This is a genomic window from Leptothoe sp. PORK10 BA2, assembly GCF_034932105.1.
Classification (GTDB): Bacteria; Cyanobacteriota; Cyanobacteriia; order Phormidesmidales; family Phormidesmidaceae; genus Leptothoe.
In genome coordinates this window covers 12,890-30,462 of the sequence record NZ_JAYGIG010000012.1, presented here as the reverse complement: position 1 = coordinate 30,462, position 17,573 = coordinate 12,890, and the positions used below count along the sequence as shown (strand labels likewise).

Here is a 17,573-nt window from a genome sequence, read left to right as displayed (position 1 = left end):
GCCGCTGCTAATCGTCCTATCTCCCCTAGCATCCCTGACTAACGCTAGTAGGAGTAAATCAATTTAAACCCTGATGGTTAAATGCCCTCAAATAATCAGCGATGTCCTCACAAATCCCCCACACGAGGCTACAAGGTTAGGATCGGTAGATAACACCAGTAAAGCCAGTCACCTAGGTAAATGTTAGGGTTCCGTTATGCGCTCATAAAACCGGCATAACGTAAATTTAGCATCCCAAGGATAAAAATGAGTAAGCTATGCTACCAACCTTACCTAATAGATATAACTCAAACTAAGAAGCCTACGGGGCAAGGATTTTACCTGTACGACAAATTGCGTACAGATATCTGCTAAACGCCCAATCTTAGCAACCATTGTAACAATTGCCCCTGGTGGGTTTCAGTATGGTCCATAATCTTCAACTGCCAACGACCATGGATTCCTTGATTCATTAACAAGCTCAGGGCAGGCGTTGTCTCAAAGGTATAGGTCTTCCGTAGCTGAGTCTGCCGTCCTAGGGTGCGCCCCTGCAACAGCACAGACATTCCCTCGGGTGCAATGAGTTCAATAGATAAATCGCCCAAAAATCCATGGCGAATATCCACATAAACCTGAATGTCCTGCACCTGACCATACTGGTTAATCGTAATCCCGGCCTCTTGCATCGCCGTTCGATCACTCGGAATAGTTAAGGTCACGCCACTAGTCTGCTCAATTGTTTTGCTCAGCTGCCGATTGGCCAGGTGTCGCTCGCGGGCGGCTTTGACTGCTTTGTATGCATTCACCTTGCCATAGCCAAACCAAAGCGAATGGCCACGGTTGTCATAGCGGCCATATTTCAGCCCCAGCTGAGGATCGGGGTTATTGTCTTCAATTTTATCGGCGGTATCCTGCAAAATTTGCTTGACATCTCCAGCGGTCAGATCTGGATTGGCCGATAGCATCAGTCCCACCACACCAGCCACCACTGGACAGGCGCTGGAGGTCCCCCCAAAGCTACTGGTATAGCTGCTGCTGCTGTAACCGGTGTCGCCAATGCGGTCGGATGTGGTCATGCCCAATCCGTCCAAGGCCCCGCTGATCGGTGGTCCCGTTTCCACCTGCCCCACATCCGGCAGGGCCATACTTGGAGGCCCATTGTTGCTGGGGGCGGCCACCGAAATATGCTTCCCCCAGTTGCTATAGGCCGCCTTCCGATTCAAGCTAGTGCTGGCGGACACGGTGATCACGTCTGGATGCATAGCAAAGCCCCCCAGCCACTCGGTAATTCCCCGCAAGGCATTTTTGGGCCAGCCCAACTCATTCACTTTGCCGTTCAACGGTCGATTGGCATTGCCTGCCGAAAACAGCACCACACAGCCTTTCCCATTGCGGCCCCGAGTGGCCGCTTGGTTGATTGCATTGCGCTGCCGTAGGGACAGGGGAAAATACACCGCTGCGGGAGACCAGCTACAGGAAATGACCGAGGCCCCCTGACTCACCGTCCATTCAAACAGCTGCTCAATCGATTCATCATCCAAATAGCCCGTGGTTTGAATGGGCATAAAGCTACAGCCTGGGGCCACCCCTACGACACCATTGCCGGTTTCTTCCGCCACGGCTAACCCAGCTACCGCCGTACCATGATTTTCATAGTTTTGGCTGGGCATGGGCAGTCCATCTCGATACTTGAGATCCCAGGGGGCCACCAGTTTGCCCATGCCCTGTAAATCAGGATGATTGAGATCAAAGGCATCGTCAGTCACCGCAATCACCACCGAACGGCTGCCACGGGTAATATCCCAAGCTTTCTCTGCCGCAATGTGGGAATTGGCCGCCAATCCCTGACCGCCCTGGTGCTGCAGATGCCATTGCTGGCCATAGAGCTGATCCTTAGGACGATATAGCGGCGCGGTGGATACCACCACATTGGGCTCTGCCACCAGTACTTGGCCATATCGCATTAAGCGGTTGGCCAGCTTAATCGGATTTTCCACCGCTGTCTTCTCAACTCGAAAAACATAGGTGCGTTCTGTCCCAGCCAAGCCTTTCTCACGGGTCAGCCCCAGCTCTTTAGTCAGTTCATCAATGGTTCTCAGAGGGAAGCCGGTGGAAAACTGCACCGTAATCTGCTCCAGCAGATAGAGGTGGGTATTGGGGCTAGCGGTTAATTCATACACATGGCTGGCAAATTTTACACTCTCTATCTGGCGAGCCTCTTGCAGGCAGGTTTCTAGCTGTTGGCGACGCAGCTTGAACGCCACCAGCTGCCCCCTGGCCACCGGTTTCACGGCCAAGGGGTGCCAGTGGGCCTGGATCCAATCAATCTGGGCCTGCTGCTGGGCCAGGTTCTCAAACCGAATCGTCAACCAATCGGGAACTTTATGAACTCGTAGTTCCTCTCCGCCACGTTGTAAGATTAATCCTGTCTGCCCTGGGCTAACTCCCTGTAAGCTTTCTCCAACAATCATTTCAGGTATTTTAGGGATAGTATCCACTTTGACAATAGGCACAATGCCTGAAAATCTAAAGCATGTGTATTGATAGCCTCTGTAACGATATATTAGGGTCTGAGAACTAAAGCATCGCCATCGGGCAAATTGTTACGCTTTGTTATCCTGCCTTGTCATCCATTTAGTTGGCTCCATGGTCTCCTTATCCCGCATTATCCAACCAAGTATGTTCTCCTTTTTGGGCGCAGCCGCTAGTCTAGCTCTGCTGTCTACCCCGGCCCCAGCCGCAGAGACCGCTACGGAAACAGTACTACAACAGCCTACCCTTTTAGCCCAATTAGATCTGGATGGCCTAGGTCTGGCTGCTGGAGAGAGTCTGCTGGCAGAGGCAGAAGCTGCCATCGATGGTCAAGACTATGATTTGGCCATCCGCAAGCTGCAGGCAGCCAGGGAAAATTTAAACCAAACCTCTAATAGCTACCAGGAAATCGCTGCAGCTTTTACAGGCGTTGATGCTGAGATTAGTGGCACCCTGCGAACTAGCGCTCGAGATGCGGCCCAGATGCGTGACTTGGCCACCCTGCGTCAGGCTTTAATTTATCGCGCCCAGGGCCAATCCGAATTGGCTGTGCCGCTATTGGTGGAAGTGGTTCAAAGTCAGGGACCAGCTCGTGATTTAGGTTTAGATTCTTACCAACAGCTATTTGAACTGGGCTTTGTCAGCCGTCCCTATCGGCGCACGGGTTCTGAAGATCCCAGTGCGGCGGTGGTCGACGTGGCTCGTCCCCTCAATCAAAGCGATAGCCCCACGGGCATTAGTGCCGCTAAACTTTTGATGGCAGAGGCAGATCAGGCCTATGCTGCTGCCGACTATGGTACCGCCGTAACCCGTTTACAGAATGCGCGGACAACATTGAACACCTCATCCAGCTACTATCAAACCCTATTCACTACGTTTACGGGCATTGACAGTCGCGTTAGCACCGAGATGCGTGAAAAAGCTCTGGAAGCTGCTGAACTCAGGGATCAGGCCACATTAAGCCTGGCCCTGGCCTATCAGGCCCAGCAGCAACCCAACTTTGCCATTCCCCTATTGGTGGAAGTTTTGGCTAGCCAAAACCCGACCCGACCTTTGGGCAAACAAGCTTACGATCAGCTGCTCGAAATTGGGTTTGTGGCCCAGCCATATGTTGAGACCGAGGAAACAGCAACTACCGAACCTTAATCCTATGATTCCTTCAGACCAAGTAGAGCAACTGATTAAAGCCAAAATGCCTGATGCTGAGGTGATCGTCCAAGACCTGACGGGTACCCAAGATCATTATCAGGCTACGATTGTATCCACATTGTTTGAGGGCCTTAGCCTGGTTAAGCAGCATCAGCTGGTTTACGGGTCTGTCAATGCCGTCATGGCCTCTGGCGCTCTCCATGCGCTCACCCTCAGAACCTTCACTCCTGACGAGTGGGCTCAGCAGGCTTAATGCTACCTGACTTAATGTCACCTGATAGCTGGGTCCGATAAAATCATTTCGTGATTGCCCTAGACAGGTTCATCCCTAGACAGCAATCACAGCGAATACATATCCCAATCCTTATCCCAATCATTGAGTACTGCAGTCATGTCTCCAGAAGTTAAAGAAAAAATTGACAGCTTGGTCACATCCAACAAAATTCTTGTGTTCATGAAGGGCACTAAACTGATGCCCCAGTGTGGTTTTTCCAACAATGTGGCTCAGATTCTCAACTCCCTAGGTGCCTCTTACGAAACCATTGACGTCCTGGCGGACCAGGACATTCGTCAGGGCATTAAGGAATATTCCAACTGGCCAACGATTCCCCAGGTTTACATCAATGGGGAGTTTATCGGTGGCTCAGACATCATGATTGAGCTGTACCAAAACGGTAAGCTCCAGGAAATGGTCGAAGTCGCCCTAGCGTCCTAGGTTGGCGTCTTATTTTTAAGTGGGGACATCTAAAAAGGATGGATGTCCCCACTAACTACATGATTAATTGCTATTGATTGCGATCTAAAGCTGTTTAGCGGTAATCTGGCTCGGGTTCCGGTTGGGCGATCGCAAAGTTTGAAGTGTCAAACATAAATCGATTGACTTCTGCTTCGAGGCGATGAATCAGGTACGGCTCTAGGGCATCACTATGATGGAGGGCCGCCAGATAGCCTGCAGCATAGCGCCTCAGATCATCGGAACGATATCCACGATTCCATTGATCCACTAAGGCGTCTGTAATTCTCTGGTAATAGCGAATTGATTTTGCATCTTGAAGCATGATGTTTGGGTCTCCTCTATACCGATCACTCGTGACCAATCTGCTATTGCTAGGGGTAATCCAATAATGGTGGGTTTACGGTGCGACTTTCTGCTAGATAACCAACATTTACCTGGAGGGGTCAGGGTCATGCTGTCAAAAGTGGTAACTAATCAACGGGGCCAGGAACGAGAATTGAAGGGTAGATACAAAGGGTAGATACAGGGATGTCCGTTCTGTAATTGAAATAGCTATGGAAATAGTTATGTAAAGTTTTTTTGTTTTTTCCATAGTCTCTCTAAGATTTTATCAGCTTAACTAAGGGTAATTACATTTTCTTTTGCAAATGTATAGGGTTCACCCAGTAGGTTTACGGGACTAAATGGTAACTATGTACTTGCCGCTATGGGGATCTACACAATGCTCATATATAAATACGGATGCATTCCCCGTAGCCGCAACTACAAAATATTCTTAAGGTCTTTGATAGTGTTCTACGAGAGTGTTATGAAGCCTGGGCTTCCTAAAGTTAGCTGTGGCCTCTACGTGTGTTCAAATTATTGAGGGTAATCCCCACCTGCGATCGCTACTTAGTTGGCATCTTCAGCAGGCCGGTTATCGCGTCAATCAATCTGCTGATATTACCCGGGCAAAGGAAACGTTTCAGACAGCCCAACCGAACCTGGTGATTATGGAAACGGAGCTGTCGGACGGCAGTGGGTTAGATCTTTGTCAGTGGCTACAGCAGCGGGGGCGTCCCCTGGTGATGATTCTTTCGGCCAAAGCAGGAGAACCCGATGTGGTGGCTGGCCTACAGGCAGGGGCGGATGATTATTTGAAGAAGCCCTTTGGCATGCAAGAATTTTTGGCTCGGGTCGAGGCGTTGACCCGCCGCAATCGGAAGATAACGGCTCCGGTTTCCCTCACCTACGGCGATCTCAATATTGACCTGGTGCAGCGGCGGGTGCGGTTCAAGGATCAATTTATTGACCTAACCCCCCAGGAATTTAGCCTGATCTATGTGCTGACCCAAGCTGAAGGTTCGCCGTTGAGTCGGGCCGACCTCCTGCGACGGGCTTGGCCCGATGCCATTGATAACCCGCGCACCGTTGATACCCACGTCTTGTCCCTACGCAAAAAAATCGAGGTTGATCCACGCCAGCCCAATGTGATCCAAACTGTTCGCAATGTGGGTTACCGTCTCAATATCGAGCGCATCCAACAAACGAATAATGGCCATCATGCTGCTGCTGCTGTCGTTGGCATTGGGGCTGTGAATGCAGTTAATAATGCAGTTAATTCAGTGGGTTAGGGGGGGCGGCCTTGCTGTCGGTTAATCTCCGGTTACTTTTCATTACTCCAATCATCATCGGCCCAGTCATCATCCGTTTGGTGGGCAATGATGTCCTGCTTTAGGGTGAGCCAATTTACCTGGTCGGCAGCCTGGTAACTGACGAGGTTGCCCCGGTGCAGGTACATGACGTGGGTGGCCCAGGCCGTCATCAGTTCCAACTGATGGTTGACCATCACCACGGTGCTGATGTTTTCTGGGTTGGCGAGGTAGGTGAGCAAGTGCTGTCCATAGCCCATGTCCTGGGCTGAGGTGGGTTCGTCGAGCAGCAGAATATCGGGCTCGGTGGCTAGGGTGCGAGCGATCGCAACTCGCTGACGCTGGCCCATGGATAGTTCCACCGCCTGTCGCCCCAGCCAATCTTGGGGGATCTTTAAACGCTCTAACCACGGCTGCAGCATTTGTCTGGCTTGAGCCAAATCTCTATGCTGTAACCGAGCCGGATAGCACAGAGCCTCCTCCACGGTTTGCCCCAGCAGCTTACTATCCTGCATCACTAGGCCAATCTGTCGCCGCAGGGCCACCACCGGATATTGGGTGAGGGGCTGCTGTCGATAGGTAATGTAGCCACTGGTGGGTTCACTCAGCCGGTTCATTAGCCGTAGGAGTGAAGTTTTGCCTGCGCCGGAGGGGCCGACAATGGCGAGGCGGGTTTGGGGTGCGATCGCAAAAGAGATACGGTTCAACAGCAGCCCAGTGCCTACCCCAGCCCGTAAGGACACCTCTGAAAACTCTAGGATGCTGTCATCGTTCATGATCCTTCAGTCACCACTTTAATGACCACCGCCCGATTGCCCTGTCCATTAACCCTTGTCCACTGCACAAATTCAACCCACACCAATCTGGGTAGACATCCAAATCGTCCAGCCATCCATTAAAAAGAGAAAAAACGTCATCACTAGCAAAAACAGATACATCCAAGGCTGAGCCAAAGGCACCACATCCTGGGTATCAATCCCTGTCTTTGCCTCCACCGTACGCACCAAACGAGCAAACCCCACCACCCGCATCGGCAACAGATAGGCCCGATCCGCCGCCGCCGTAACAAAGTAATAAACCGTTCCATTCTGTCCAGTCGAACGGGGCTTCAAGGACTTAATCTCCGACCATTTTAGTGACCAGCCCCGCCATGGCAGCGGTGACACCAGGGCAATTCCCTGATCAGAAGTGTGGACCTGCTCACCTAACCCAGCCGCCAAAAAAATAGCCCCCAGCAGGGCCAATGTCACCAACACTCCAGGCCCCACCGGTGCATCCGTTGCCTGGGCTAAAAACGGCAACGGCAATAGCAAAGCTCCATAAAAGCTCAGCAACGTCACCTGAATCAGCGGTGAAATCCGAAATCGATCCAACGACTCATCCACATCAACCGAAGCCATAAATATATAAATCTCCTCCACAACCAAGACGGTCGTTTGACCACAGGAAAACCTACGGGTTCGAATCAACTACCTTTGACCTAGGGCCATGCTCCTAAGGCAAATACTGCTGCACCACGCTCCAACCGCTATAGCTAACCGCCGCAAAGGCTATAAAGAGCACCCCATTAATGGCGACATGCAACGACCGCGCCCAGGGTCGAGCGGCAATCTGGGATGCCGCCCCCACCGATGCCAGTACTAGACTAACCACCGACAGACCCGCCCCCAAATGCCAAGAGTGCCCCAGACTACCGTGCTCCCCCAGGGTCCCCACAATCCCAACGCTCAGCAGCAACAGTACCAATGTCACCAGTACGCCGCCCAGAACAATATGCAGAATGCGCAGCCAGTTAGGCTGTGACAATTGATGGGAGCGAACATACCAAACCCCGGTCCCCGTCACCAACAAACCGGCATAAACCGTTAGCGACAGGCCCATGGACCAAGCTGCGATACGCCACAACCAAATAAATGAAGGCAAATCCATGGGCTAAGAGCAGCTCAAACGACATACAGCCCCTGGCACTCTAAGGTGAAACCAAGGGCTGTGTAAGCCATATCACAGATAGGTAACCCAAGACCAGTTCAGCTGACCGACTACCCCCACCCATTAATAAATATTTAACCCCTCGTCCATTAAGAGACCGTAATTTTAATATTGGCAACTTAACCTTTAGCAATTAGCTGTGGACGGGCTGCATGACATCGATGGAGGTGACAGGGGCTGCTCCCACCTCATCTTCAGCCTCGGTAATGATCAAACGGTTACAGGGAATCGTGTCTTCCAAAATAGAACTGGCCATGGCTCCGGAGTGTACTTCTAACTGTCCACTAACCGAAGATTCAAACATCAATCGTTGACCTGGAAAAACGACACGCTCAAAGTACCAATTCTGAATATTTGTAATTCTAACTACCTGAATTTTACTAGCCCTATTCACATAGCAACATAGGGCGGTTTCAGTGTTTTCAAACGGTACGGGATCAAGTATTTGTGCCATGGTGTGTGATGTGTGAGGAGAGGGATGTCGATATTAATACCTTAGGATAGCATTTACCGATCCCAAACAACTGTAAAAGCTGCTACCAATCAGGCTTTCAGTTTCTTTTAATCGATCCACTTATGGGTAAAATAGAGCATTACCACAGTATTACTACGGAGGAATAATAAAAAATATTTCGTCCCTTTCGACTCTTTCGGAATATGTCACTACCTAAGATTTAACTAGGATTTAACTAGTCAGAGTTAGGTCCGAATCTAGCCAAAGAAATGAATATTCTCTAATTTGAATTAGGATAGCTACTTAAAACTTTTGAAAGGTTAAGAACTGTCACCAATGTTTGGAGCAGATGACATGAATAGTGACTCAATAGCTACCAAAAAGTTCTTGTGGAGAATTGATTTATCCGTCCATTCGTAGCTTGGTTTTAATCCATTCTCTGACTATCGCCCCCTGGGTCCCGTTCCCTAAGGCAATGCATCTAATGCAATGGTGAAATCCCAGATTAGCAATGCTATCGTAAAGATATGTGAAAAACCTGAAAATTTACATCACTTTTTTCACAGTGAATAACGTAAGGCAACCAGTCTAGCCATGGCTAACCGAGTTCTATATGTCCGCCTGCCCTGCAACCCTATCTTTCCCATTGGGGTGGTTTATCTGGCAGATCATCTGCATAAAGTTTTTCCAGACATAGAACAGAAAATTTTTGATTTGGGCACCACTCCCCCATTAGACTTTGGCCTAGCCTTGGATCGTTGCATTGACGACTTTCAACCCAATTTACTGGTCTTTTCCTGGAGAGATATTCAAATTTATGCCCCCGTAGGGGGGCGCGGTGGTAACCCCCTGCAAAATGCCTTTGAATTCAACTATGCTCGCAACCCCCTGATCAAAATGCGTGGAGCCATGGGGGGGCTGCGCATGATCAGTACCTATCTCAATGAACTGTGGCAGAACACAGGATTAATTAAACGAGGGATTAAACGGGCTAAACGGTATTATCCTGATGCGAAATTAGTGGTTGGTGGTGGGGCCGTCAGTGTTTTCTATGAGCAAATGGCCACGATGATGCCCAAGGGCACCATCGTTTCTGTCGGCGAAGGGGAACAGCTCCTAGAAAAACTAATTCGCCAAGAATCTATTAGTGATGAACGCTGCTACATCGTCGGCGAAACCAAACCTCGAGAGCGCCTGATTCACGAATGGCCCACCGCCCTTGAGAAAAGTGCCTGTGACTACGGCTACATCGAAAAAATCTGGCCCGAGTTTGAATACTATCTACAGGAAAACGACTTTTACATTGGGGTGCAAACCAAGCGGGGCTGTCCCCACAACTGTTGCTACTGTATTTATACCGTTGTAGAAGGCAAGCAGGTCCGGATTAATCCCAGCGATGAAGTGGTGAAGGAAATGCGGCAGCTCTATGACCGGGGCATTCGTAATTTTTGGTTTACCGACGCCCAGTTTATTCCAGCTCGCCGATTTATGGACGATGCCGTTGAGCTGTTGCAAAAGATTGTCGATTCGGGCATGGAGGATATCCACTGGGCCGCTTACATTCGCGCTGACAACCTCACCCCTGAGCTGTGCGACCTGATGGTCAAAACGGGGATGAACTACTTTGAGATTGGCATTACCAGTGGTTCCCAGGAGCTGGTGCGCAAGATGCGCATGGGCTATAACCTGCGCACCGTATTACAAAACTGTCGTGACCTTAAAGCAGCCGGTTTTAACGAGTTAGTATCGGTCAACTATTCTTTTAATGTGATCGACGAACGGACTGAGACCATTCGCCAGACCCTGGCCTACCACCGAGCCCTGGAATCTGTTTTTGGGCGTGACAAAGTAGAGCCTGCCATCTTCTTCATTGGTTTGCAGCCCCACACCCATTTGGAAACCTATGCCATCGAAAACAATATCCTCAAAAAGGATTACAACCCCCTAGCCATTCATTTGCCTTGGGTTGCCAATAAGCTGCTGTGGAATCCAGAACCCCTGGGTTCATTCTTTGGGGAGGTCTGTCTCCAAGCATTTCGCCAAAACCCCAACGATTTTGGCCGGGAAGTGATGGATATTTTGGAGGAGCGGGTGGGCTTGGCTCCCTTGGAGGAGGCCTTAACCGCCCCTGTCAAGGTTCCGTCACCCGAGCAACCCGAACTTTTAGTCCGATCGCCCGTCGGTCGTTAGCTAGAGCAGGTGACCAGAACAGGTAGCCAGGGCATACGGCAGAGTAGATGGCAAAAACAGGTGGGACAAAAAAAGGTTTGCTTTGGCTCAAAAGCTACCATAGTAAATCCTTAAGCAAATGTTAGGATCACAAAGCAGAATTGACGGAGTGCCATGGTAGATAAGCCGATTTTAAAGAAAGATCGTCCCCCCGAAGAGGAAAGGGAAGCTCGTAAGCCTTCGTTGGATAAGGACAAAAGCAAGAGCAAGAGTAAAGGTAAGGGCAAAGGCCGAGGGGACAAGGATGACCGGGAGCCCAGAGCACCGCTTAACCCCGCTCTGATGCGCGGCCCGAAGCCCACCAAAAAAGTGGAACCCGAGCCAGAACCCGAGGTGACTGAAGAGGAAGCGCCTGAAACAGAAGTGCCTGAAACATCAGCCGAAGCCAGTGCCGAAGCCGATGCAGAGGCACCGACAGATGAGGCCAGCGCTGACGCACCTGCTGCCGAGTAGCATCCAGGGAAACAATTGATCACAATACGTCTGTTGGTATTGCACTGACAGGCGTATTGTTGATGATGGCGTTGCTGTAGCGTTGTGGGCCCTAAAAATAGACAAAAAAATCCCCAGCGGATTCCGCTGGGGAGGACATCAGGGTGCATCTACCAATTAAGTCTTCGCAAAAAAGGACAGTGGTCAGGAGAAAATCTGGATGGTTGCTGCGTTACTGTAATCCAAGCTGTGATCCACTCCCTCCAACTTTGCAACAGCAAAGGCTACTATCAAAAATGATCACAGCAACGCAAGAAAGCACACATGGTTTTTCCCGGGTCTAACTCCTTACTGCCCCTCCCCTCCGTGCAAAAAAGGATTGTCAGCCTGGTCGCATTGGTCGCATTGGCCGCTTGCCAACGGCCTGCCCCCCCTGAATCCTCCGCCACCGATCCTGATTCTCCCCACAGTGACTCGGTGGAGGATGTGGTAGCTGCGCCGGATGTGCTGACGCTGATTTATAGTCGTCCACCGATCACCCTAAATCCTCACTTGGCCACTGGATTTCAGGATTTTGAGGTTGCCCGCATTGTCTATGAACCCCTAGCCAGCTATGGGCCAGATGGCCAGCTCATGCCGATTTTGGCGGCTGAGTTACCGTCCGTGGAAAATGGCGATGTGAGTGAGGATGGTCGTTCGGTCACCTGGCGACTGCAGGAAACCTTGCGCTGGTCAGATGGGGAACCCCTGACGGCTGAGGATGTAGCCTTTACCTATAAATTTATTACTAATTCCACCGTGGCTGCCGTCACGGCCCAGTATTACCAGGACATTAGATCGGTAAAAGCGGTAGATGAACACACGGTAAAAATCACCTTCAAACAGCCTACCGCTAGCTGGCAGACTCCGTTTACAGGCTTAAATGGCCTGATCTTGCCAGAGCATTTGTTCAAAGACTTTAACAATCGCAAAGCCCGGGAGGCACCGGCTAATTTTCAGCCCGTGGGTACGGGGCCCTATCGCTACTTGACCCAGGCCAATGGTCGCCTGTTGTTTGTCCCTAATGAACTTTATCGTCAGCCCTTGGACAGCTTTAAACGGGTTGAAATTGTGGGGGATGTGCCGCCCTATGTGGCTGCCCGCAATGTGTTACGGGATGGCACGGCTGACTTTGCCCATAATATTCAGCTGGAGTCGGAGGCCCTGGTGGATTTGGTGCAAACCGGTGAAACGGGTTCCCTGATGCTGACGTTTGGCAGCCAGGTGGAGCGGATTATGTTGAATTTTGCCGATCCCCGCCAGGAAACTAGCGCTAAGGAACGGGCCAGCATTGAGTTTCCCCATCCGATTTTGAAAGATTTGCGGGTACGCCAGGCGATTGACTATGGCATTGACCGTGAGGCTATTGTGGAGCAGCTCTATGGGGATTTGGGAAAACCCACTTCCCAGTTGCTGGTAACTCCCGAGCTATCGGGGGAGCAGCCTGTACCCTACAAACATGATGTGGATACGGCCAAGGCGCTGTTGGAAAAGTCGGGCTGGGTGGATAGTGATGGGGATGGGGTGCGCGATCGCAACGGCGTTCCTCTCCAGTTCGTATTCCAAACCTCCATTGGTACCATTCGCCAAGCTACTCAGACATTGGTACAGGAGCAGCTAGCGGAAATAGGGATTGATATCGTGATCGAACGGGTGCGGCCCGAGGACTTTTTCTCGGCAGACCCGGACCAGACCAACAGCATCAACCACTTCTATGCCGACCTGCAGGAGTATGCCATCGGCAACGACATTCCAGACCCGATGATCTATATGGGCTGGTGGACCTGTGACAACATTGCAGCCTTGGCAAATAACTGGCAAAAACCCAACAACGCCCGCTACTGCGATCCCGACTACGACGACCTGTGGAAAGCCGCCCGCAAGGAACAGGACATCGAAAAACGCAACGACCTACTTCGTCAGATGGATCGCAAACTGGCCGAAGATGTCGCCGTTTTACCCATCGTGCACCGGGCCCTTTCTAACGCCGTTAGCGATCGCATCACCGGCTACACCTTTACCCCCTGGGATGCCAGCACTTGGGATATTGCCAATTGGAGACCGGTGGAGCCAGTTAACCAAGCAGAAACTGAAACCACATCCGAAACAGGGGCTGTAGAAGACTCTGTAACTGAAGGAGCTAGTACACCTGCAACAGCGCCCCCTAAGGGGAAAAAGCCATAGAACCAACATCTGGTAGGGTGTACCTTGCCCACCCTACGGCACCTCTTGGGCGTCAACATCCACCACCACCGTATCGTCATCCTCCCTCACCGCTTCATCCGCTGCTGGTTCCTCATCCCCATTACGATTCAATGCCCCCTGCAGCAGCTGGGTGACCTCCGCAATCAGCAGGGTGATCAAAATACCATCGTCAATCCAGCCCACAATGGGAAACACATCGGGAGAAATATCAATGGGGCTCAATAAATAGGCCAGAGTCCCAAAGATAATCAGCCAGCGATATTGGGGATGGCGTAAACCACCGCGGTACCAACCATAAAAAGAGTCAACAAGTTGCTTCATAGAAATCTTTAACGCATTATCTTATGATGCCACTTCCCTCAAAAGTTCAGAATTATGAGGGATTTTTTTGGGTTTTACCCCCTACTGCTGCCATGAAAAACTCTGCTCGCTGGTTAATGGGCCCTTGCTTATGGATGCTGGTCGGATTAGGGGCCTGCCGCCCCGCTCCAAGTCCGCAGCCCAATGCCGCCAGCGATGACAGCACCCTCAAACTGCTGTACTGGCAGGCTCCGACCATTCTCAATCCCCACCTATCCAACGGATTCAAGGATTCAGAAGCCAGCCGCATTACCCTAGAGCCCCTAGCCAGCTTTGATGCCGCCGGTAACCTGCAACCCTTTTTGGCCGCCGAAATCCCCTCCCTCGAAAATGGTGGGGTGGCCAGCGATGGCACCGCCGTCACCTGGAAGCTGCGCTCCGATGTCCTGTGGTCAGACGGCACCCCCTTCACCGCCGAGGATGTGACCTTTACCTATGAGCTGTTGAGCAATCCTGAGGTGGGTAGCACGACGGCGGGCACCTATGAAACCATCGAGTCGGTGGAGGCCCTAGACCCCACTACAGTCAAAATCACCTTTAAAGCACCAAATCCCGCCTGGTCCCTGGTATTTACCGGCACGACGGGGATGATCCTACCGGCCCACGCCTTTAAGGACTTTAATGGAGCCAATGTGCGATCGGCTCCGGCGAATTTGCAGCCCATTGGCACCGGCCCTTACCAGGTGACAACCTTTAAGCCAGGGGATGTGGTGGTGTATGAACCCAACCCCCACTATCGCCAGCCCCTCGCCTTTGAACGCATTGAACTTAAAGGTGGGGGGGATGCCGCCTCCGCAGCTCGGGCGGTGATGCAAACCGGCGATGCTGACTTTGCCTATAACATTCAGGTGGAAGCCCCCATTCTCAAGCAGCTGGAAACGGGGGGGCAGGGCCAGTTTGTCACTAGCTTTGGCTCCTTGGCGGAGCGCATTTTGTTCAACTTTACCGATCCCAACCAGACCGCTGATAGCGGTGAGCGCTCTAGTTTAGAGTATCCCCATCCGTTTTTGAGTGACATCAAGGTGCGTCAGGCCTTCAGCTTGGCCATTGACCGGGACACCATTGTCGAACAGCTCTATGGTCCTGCCGGTCAGGGGACGGTGAACTTTTTGGTCTCCCCGGAAATCTATCGCTCAGCCAATACGAGCTATCGCTTTGATCTGGACCAGGCCAACCAGCTACTGGATCAGGCGGGGTGGGTGGATAGCAATGGCAATGGGACTCGCGATCGCAACGGCACCGAAATGCAGGTACTCTTCGTCACCTCCGCTAACCCCGTCCGACAAAAGACCCAGGAAATTATTAAACAGAACCTAGCCACCATCGGCGTGGGCACCGAGCTCCGCTCCCTCGACCCGGCAGTATACTTTTCCGGCGACCCCGCCAGCGAAGACACCGTGGAGCACTTCTATGCTGACCTACAAATGTTTGCCACCGGCAACACCAACCCAGACCCCGCCGCATACCTCAAAACCTACACCTGTGATGAGGCCAGCCAAAAAGAAAACAACTGGTCAGGCCAAAACTATAGTCGCTACTGCAATCCTGACTATGACGCCCTCTGGCAACAATCAACCACCGAACTTGATGTCAACAAACGGGCTAATCTGCTGATCCAAATGAACGACACCCTGATCGAAGACTACGCCGTCCTACCCATTGTCCATCGAGCCGACATTGACGCCGTCAGCAATCGCCTCACCGGCATCGACCTCACCCCCTGGGACTTACACACCTGGAATATTGCCCAATGGAAACGGCCATAATCCCGACCCATTCCAGCATTAAGAAGGTTGACAGCCCATCGAAAATTTAGCGGCTGTTTGATCGATCAAAAGTCACCCATTCCAAACCTTCCCTAAGGTTTTCCAGAAATATGAAGCAACCTCAGCGGAATTTCACATCTAACAGAGGTTAATTGAGTTCTTGTTGAAGTTGTGCATCAGATCTTGTTGATAATTTGATTTTTTACCTACATTGTCAATATCAGATGGGCAAAAATCCCAAAGCATTGTTTCTAGCAGAGAAGATGACCTTCTCCTACCGCTTGTCACTCCAGATATCGTGCAGCAGGGCTGCTCAGCGCTACCACTCTTAATCAGATTTCTACCGTTGTTGCACAAACGCCGTCATAAAGGCCCACGGGCAAGTTTTCTATAAAACGGCAAAGCAATAGTTAACACGCTTCACAGTTCTTCCCTTAAGAAATATCCGATGAAACCATTGTCAACCCTCATGGGCGTGATCACTGGTGCGATGGTGGCCGCCCTAGGTACAAGCGGGACAGCTCATGCTGCAGATTTCTCTCTTCGTGGCAGCTTCGTCCAAGACTCTGGCGTACAGCTGTTTGATTTCAGCGTAGACAAGGAGTCCACGGTTACCCTCAGAACCTATTCCTATGGCGGTGGCACCCAAGCCGATGGCACCCCCATTGCAGCAGGTGGGTTTGACCCTGTGTTGAACCTGTTTGATGCCACCGGCAATCGGCTATTTGCCAATGATGACGATAAATCGGGCACCGTGCTGAAGGATCCTGCCACAAACCAGGCCTACGATAGTTTTCTAAAGGTAATTCTGGCAGCTGGTAACTATACGGTCTCGTTGACCCAGTATGGCAATTTTACCAACAGCACCAACCTGGCCGATGGATTTGGCCAGACAGGCAACTTTACTGGAAATTTCTCAAGATGTGCTGCGGACAGCGCTTTTTGTGACTTTACTGGCAACAGCCGCACCAATAGGTGGGCCTTTGATGTCTTGGGTGTACAGCCAGTGATTGAACCGCCAACCTTAGAGCCACCTACCGAGCCTGATGAGATCCCTATTCAGGTGCCTGAACCGGCAACCACAGCGGCTTTTGTGCTGACAGGACTGGGGGCAATGGCGACCACCCGTCGGAAAAAGTAACCTTATTTTGAGCCATTTTGAGACAACGTGTTGCTGATCTCAGCATGGATCAAGCTGTAAAGCTTTAAATAAAATACTGTTGCAGATTTCCCTAGGGAAATCTGCAACAGTATTTTTTTGAGTCAGTTGATGTCATGACTGCTAGCCCATGTCATCCAAATCTCTCAGCCAACTTTAATCTAAAGTAGATATGGTTGTTCTAGAATTTCGAACAAAGCCAATCTACTAGAGGCCTATTCCCATGACGACAGCTACCGATTCCCTGGCAGAACAACTGGCAGATTACCGAGCAGGCTTTCAGCAACAGGTTTCCCAGGACGTTCAAGACACGATGGCAGCGGCCACCGATGCCCTAGAAGCCTCAGGTATTTCTAACCAGGTACTGACCGTGGGCGACACTGCGCCTGATTTTGAACTGCCCGATGCCACTGGCCGGTCCGTTCGTCTGAGTGAACTGCTGACTCAAGGTCCAGTGGTCATCAACTTCTATCGGGGTGAGTGGTGCCCCTATTGTAATCTTGAGCTGCGGGCGTTCCAGAATCTGTTGCCTGAGTTTAAACAATCTGGTGCCACCCTGGTTGCCATTTCCCCAGAGCTGCCGGATCATTCCCTCAGCGTCACTGAGAAGCATAGCTTAGAGTTTTCTGTTCTGAGCGATGTGGGTAACAAAGTGTCACGCCAATATGGTCTAGTGTTTACCCTGCATGCATCTCTGCAACCACTGTACCAGGGCTTTGGGATTGATATTCCCACTAATAATGGTGACGATAGCTATGAACTACCCTTGCCCGCCACCTATGTCATAGACTCGTCAGGCCACATTCGCTACGCATTTGCTGAGGCAGACTATACCCAGCGAGCTGAGCCCCAGGATGTATTGGCCGTAGTGAAGAAGCTAGTGTGATCAACGGTTTGGGACATAGGTGGCTGA

General features: G+C 51.2%; 17 protein-coding genes. 10 read left to right on the top strand and 7 right to left on the bottom strand.

Going from position 1 to position 17,573, the window contains the following annotated elements:
- Positions 1-350 precede the first annotated feature (350 nt).
- Positions 351-2,492 (bottom strand): S8 family serine peptidase, encoded by a 2,142-nt coding sequence (locus VB741_RS05410; protein ID WP_323364128.1) that lies wholly within the window; start codon positions 2,490-2,492, stop codon positions 351-353.
- A 133-nt stretch (positions 2,493-2,625) separates the two neighbouring features.
- Here VB741_RS05410 and VB741_RS05405 point away from each other — a divergent pair, with 133 nt between their 5' ends.
- The 3 genes from VB741_RS05405 (at position 2,626) to grxD (ending at position 4,375) form a co-directional block, all read left to right on the top strand.
- Positions 2,626-3,657: a hypothetical protein gene (locus VB741_RS05405; protein ID WP_323364127.1), complete on the top strand. Its 1,032-nt coding sequence runs from the start codon at positions 2,626-2,628 to the stop codon at positions 3,655-3,657.
- Between the two features lie 4 nt (positions 3,658-3,661).
- Positions 3,662-3,913 carry a BolA family protein gene (locus VB741_RS05400; RefSeq protein WP_323364126.1) on the top strand — a complete coding sequence of 84 codons (252 nt, stop codon included), beginning with the start codon at positions 3,662-3,664 and terminating at the stop codon, positions 3,911-3,913.
- A gap of 138 nt (positions 3,914-4,051) precedes the next feature.
- Positions 4,052-4,375 (top strand): Grx4 family monothiol glutaredoxin, encoded by a 324-nt coding sequence (gene grxD, locus VB741_RS05395; RefSeq protein WP_323364125.1) that lies wholly within the window; start codon positions 4,052-4,054, stop codon positions 4,373-4,375.
- A 94-nt stretch (positions 4,376-4,469) separates the two neighbouring features.
- Here grxD and VB741_RS05390 read toward each other — a convergent pair whose 3' ends face one another.
- Positions 4,470-4,718 carry a DUF6761 family protein gene (locus tag VB741_RS05390; RefSeq protein WP_323364124.1) on the bottom strand — a complete coding sequence of 83 codons (249 nt, stop codon included), beginning with the start codon at positions 4,716-4,718 and terminating at the stop codon, positions 4,470-4,472.
- A gap of 514 nt (positions 4,719-5,232) precedes the next feature.
- Here VB741_RS05390 and VB741_RS05385 point away from each other — a divergent pair.
- The gene (locus VB741_RS05385; RefSeq protein ID WP_323364123.1) at positions 5,233-6,009 is read left to right on the top strand and encodes a response regulator transcription factor; all 777 of its coding nucleotides are present in this window, start codon (positions 5,233-5,235) and stop codon (positions 6,007-6,009) included.
- A 32-nt stretch (positions 6,010-6,041) separates the two neighbouring features.
- Here the strand turns inward: VB741_RS05385 and VB741_RS05380 are convergent, their stop codons facing one another.
- From VB741_RS05380 to VB741_RS05365, 4 genes are all read right to left on the bottom strand, one after another.
- Positions 6,042-6,803 (bottom strand): ABC transporter ATP-binding protein, encoded by a 762-nt coding sequence (locus tag VB741_RS05380; RefSeq protein WP_323364122.1) that lies wholly within the window; start codon positions 6,801-6,803, stop codon positions 6,042-6,044.
- A gap of 72 nt (positions 6,804-6,875) precedes the next feature.
- Positions 6,876-7,427: a hypothetical protein gene (locus tag VB741_RS05375; RefSeq protein ID WP_323364121.1), complete on the bottom strand. Its 552-nt coding sequence runs from the start codon at positions 7,425-7,427 to the stop codon at positions 6,876-6,878.
- Positions 7,428-7,521: 94 nt separating this feature from the next.
- Complete coding sequence (locus tag VB741_RS05370) at positions 7,522-7,956, bottom strand: DUF4079 domain-containing protein (protein WP_323364120.1); 435 nt, start codon at positions 7,954-7,956, stop codon at positions 7,522-7,524.
- 193 nt (positions 7,957-8,149) lie between these two features.
- Entirely contained in the window at positions 8,150-8,470 is a 321-nt protein-coding gene (locus tag VB741_RS05365) for a DUF1830 domain-containing protein (protein ID WP_323364119.1), read from the bottom strand.
- Positions 8,471-9,064: 594 nt separating this feature from the next.
- Between VB741_RS05365 and VB741_RS05360 the strand changes: the two genes are divergently transcribed.
- The 3 genes from VB741_RS05360 (at position 9,065) to VB741_RS05350 (ending at position 13,354) form a co-directional block, all read left to right on the top strand.
- The gene (locus VB741_RS05360) at positions 9,065-10,660 is read left to right on the top strand and encodes a photosystem II high light acclimation radical SAM protein (protein ID WP_323364118.1); all 1,596 of its coding nucleotides are present in this window, start codon (positions 9,065-9,067) and stop codon (positions 10,658-10,660) included.
- Positions 10,661-10,813: 153 nt separating this feature from the next.
- Positions 10,814-11,152, top strand: coding sequence for a hypothetical protein (locus VB741_RS05355; protein ID WP_323364117.1), 339 nt, complete (start codon positions 10,814-10,816; stop codon positions 11,150-11,152).
- Positions 11,153-11,497: 345 nt separating this feature from the next.
- The gene (locus VB741_RS05350; RefSeq protein ID WP_323364116.1) at positions 11,498-13,354 is read left to right on the top strand and encodes a peptide ABC transporter substrate-binding protein; all 1,857 of its coding nucleotides are present in this window, start codon (positions 11,498-11,500) and stop codon (positions 13,352-13,354) included.
- Positions 13,355-13,387: 33 nt separating this feature from the next.
- Here VB741_RS05350 and VB741_RS05345 read toward each other — a convergent pair whose 3' ends face one another.
- On the bottom strand, positions 13,388-13,696 hold the full coding sequence (locus tag VB741_RS05345; protein WP_323364115.1) for a YkvA family protein: 309 nt from the start codon (positions 13,694-13,696) through the stop codon (positions 13,388-13,390).
- 92 nt (positions 13,697-13,788) lie between these two features.
- Between VB741_RS05345 and VB741_RS05340 the strand changes: the two genes are divergently transcribed.
- From VB741_RS05340 to VB741_RS05330, 3 genes are all read left to right on the top strand, one after another.
- On the top strand, positions 13,789-15,501 hold the full coding sequence (locus VB741_RS05340) for a peptide ABC transporter substrate-binding protein (RefSeq protein ID WP_323364114.1): 1,713 nt from the start codon (positions 13,789-13,791) through the stop codon (positions 15,499-15,501).
- Positions 15,502-15,949: 448 nt separating this feature from the next.
- Positions 15,950-16,642 (top strand): DVUA0089 family protein, encoded by a 693-nt coding sequence (locus tag VB741_RS05335; RefSeq protein ID WP_323364113.1) that lies wholly within the window; start codon positions 15,950-15,952, stop codon positions 16,640-16,642.
- Between the two features lie 241 nt (positions 16,643-16,883).
- A complete protein-coding gene (locus VB741_RS05330; protein WP_323364112.1) occupies positions 16,884-17,546 on the top strand; it encodes a peroxiredoxin-like family protein in 663 nt (220 codons plus the stop codon).
- Positions 17,547-17,573: the final 27 nt, after the last annotated feature.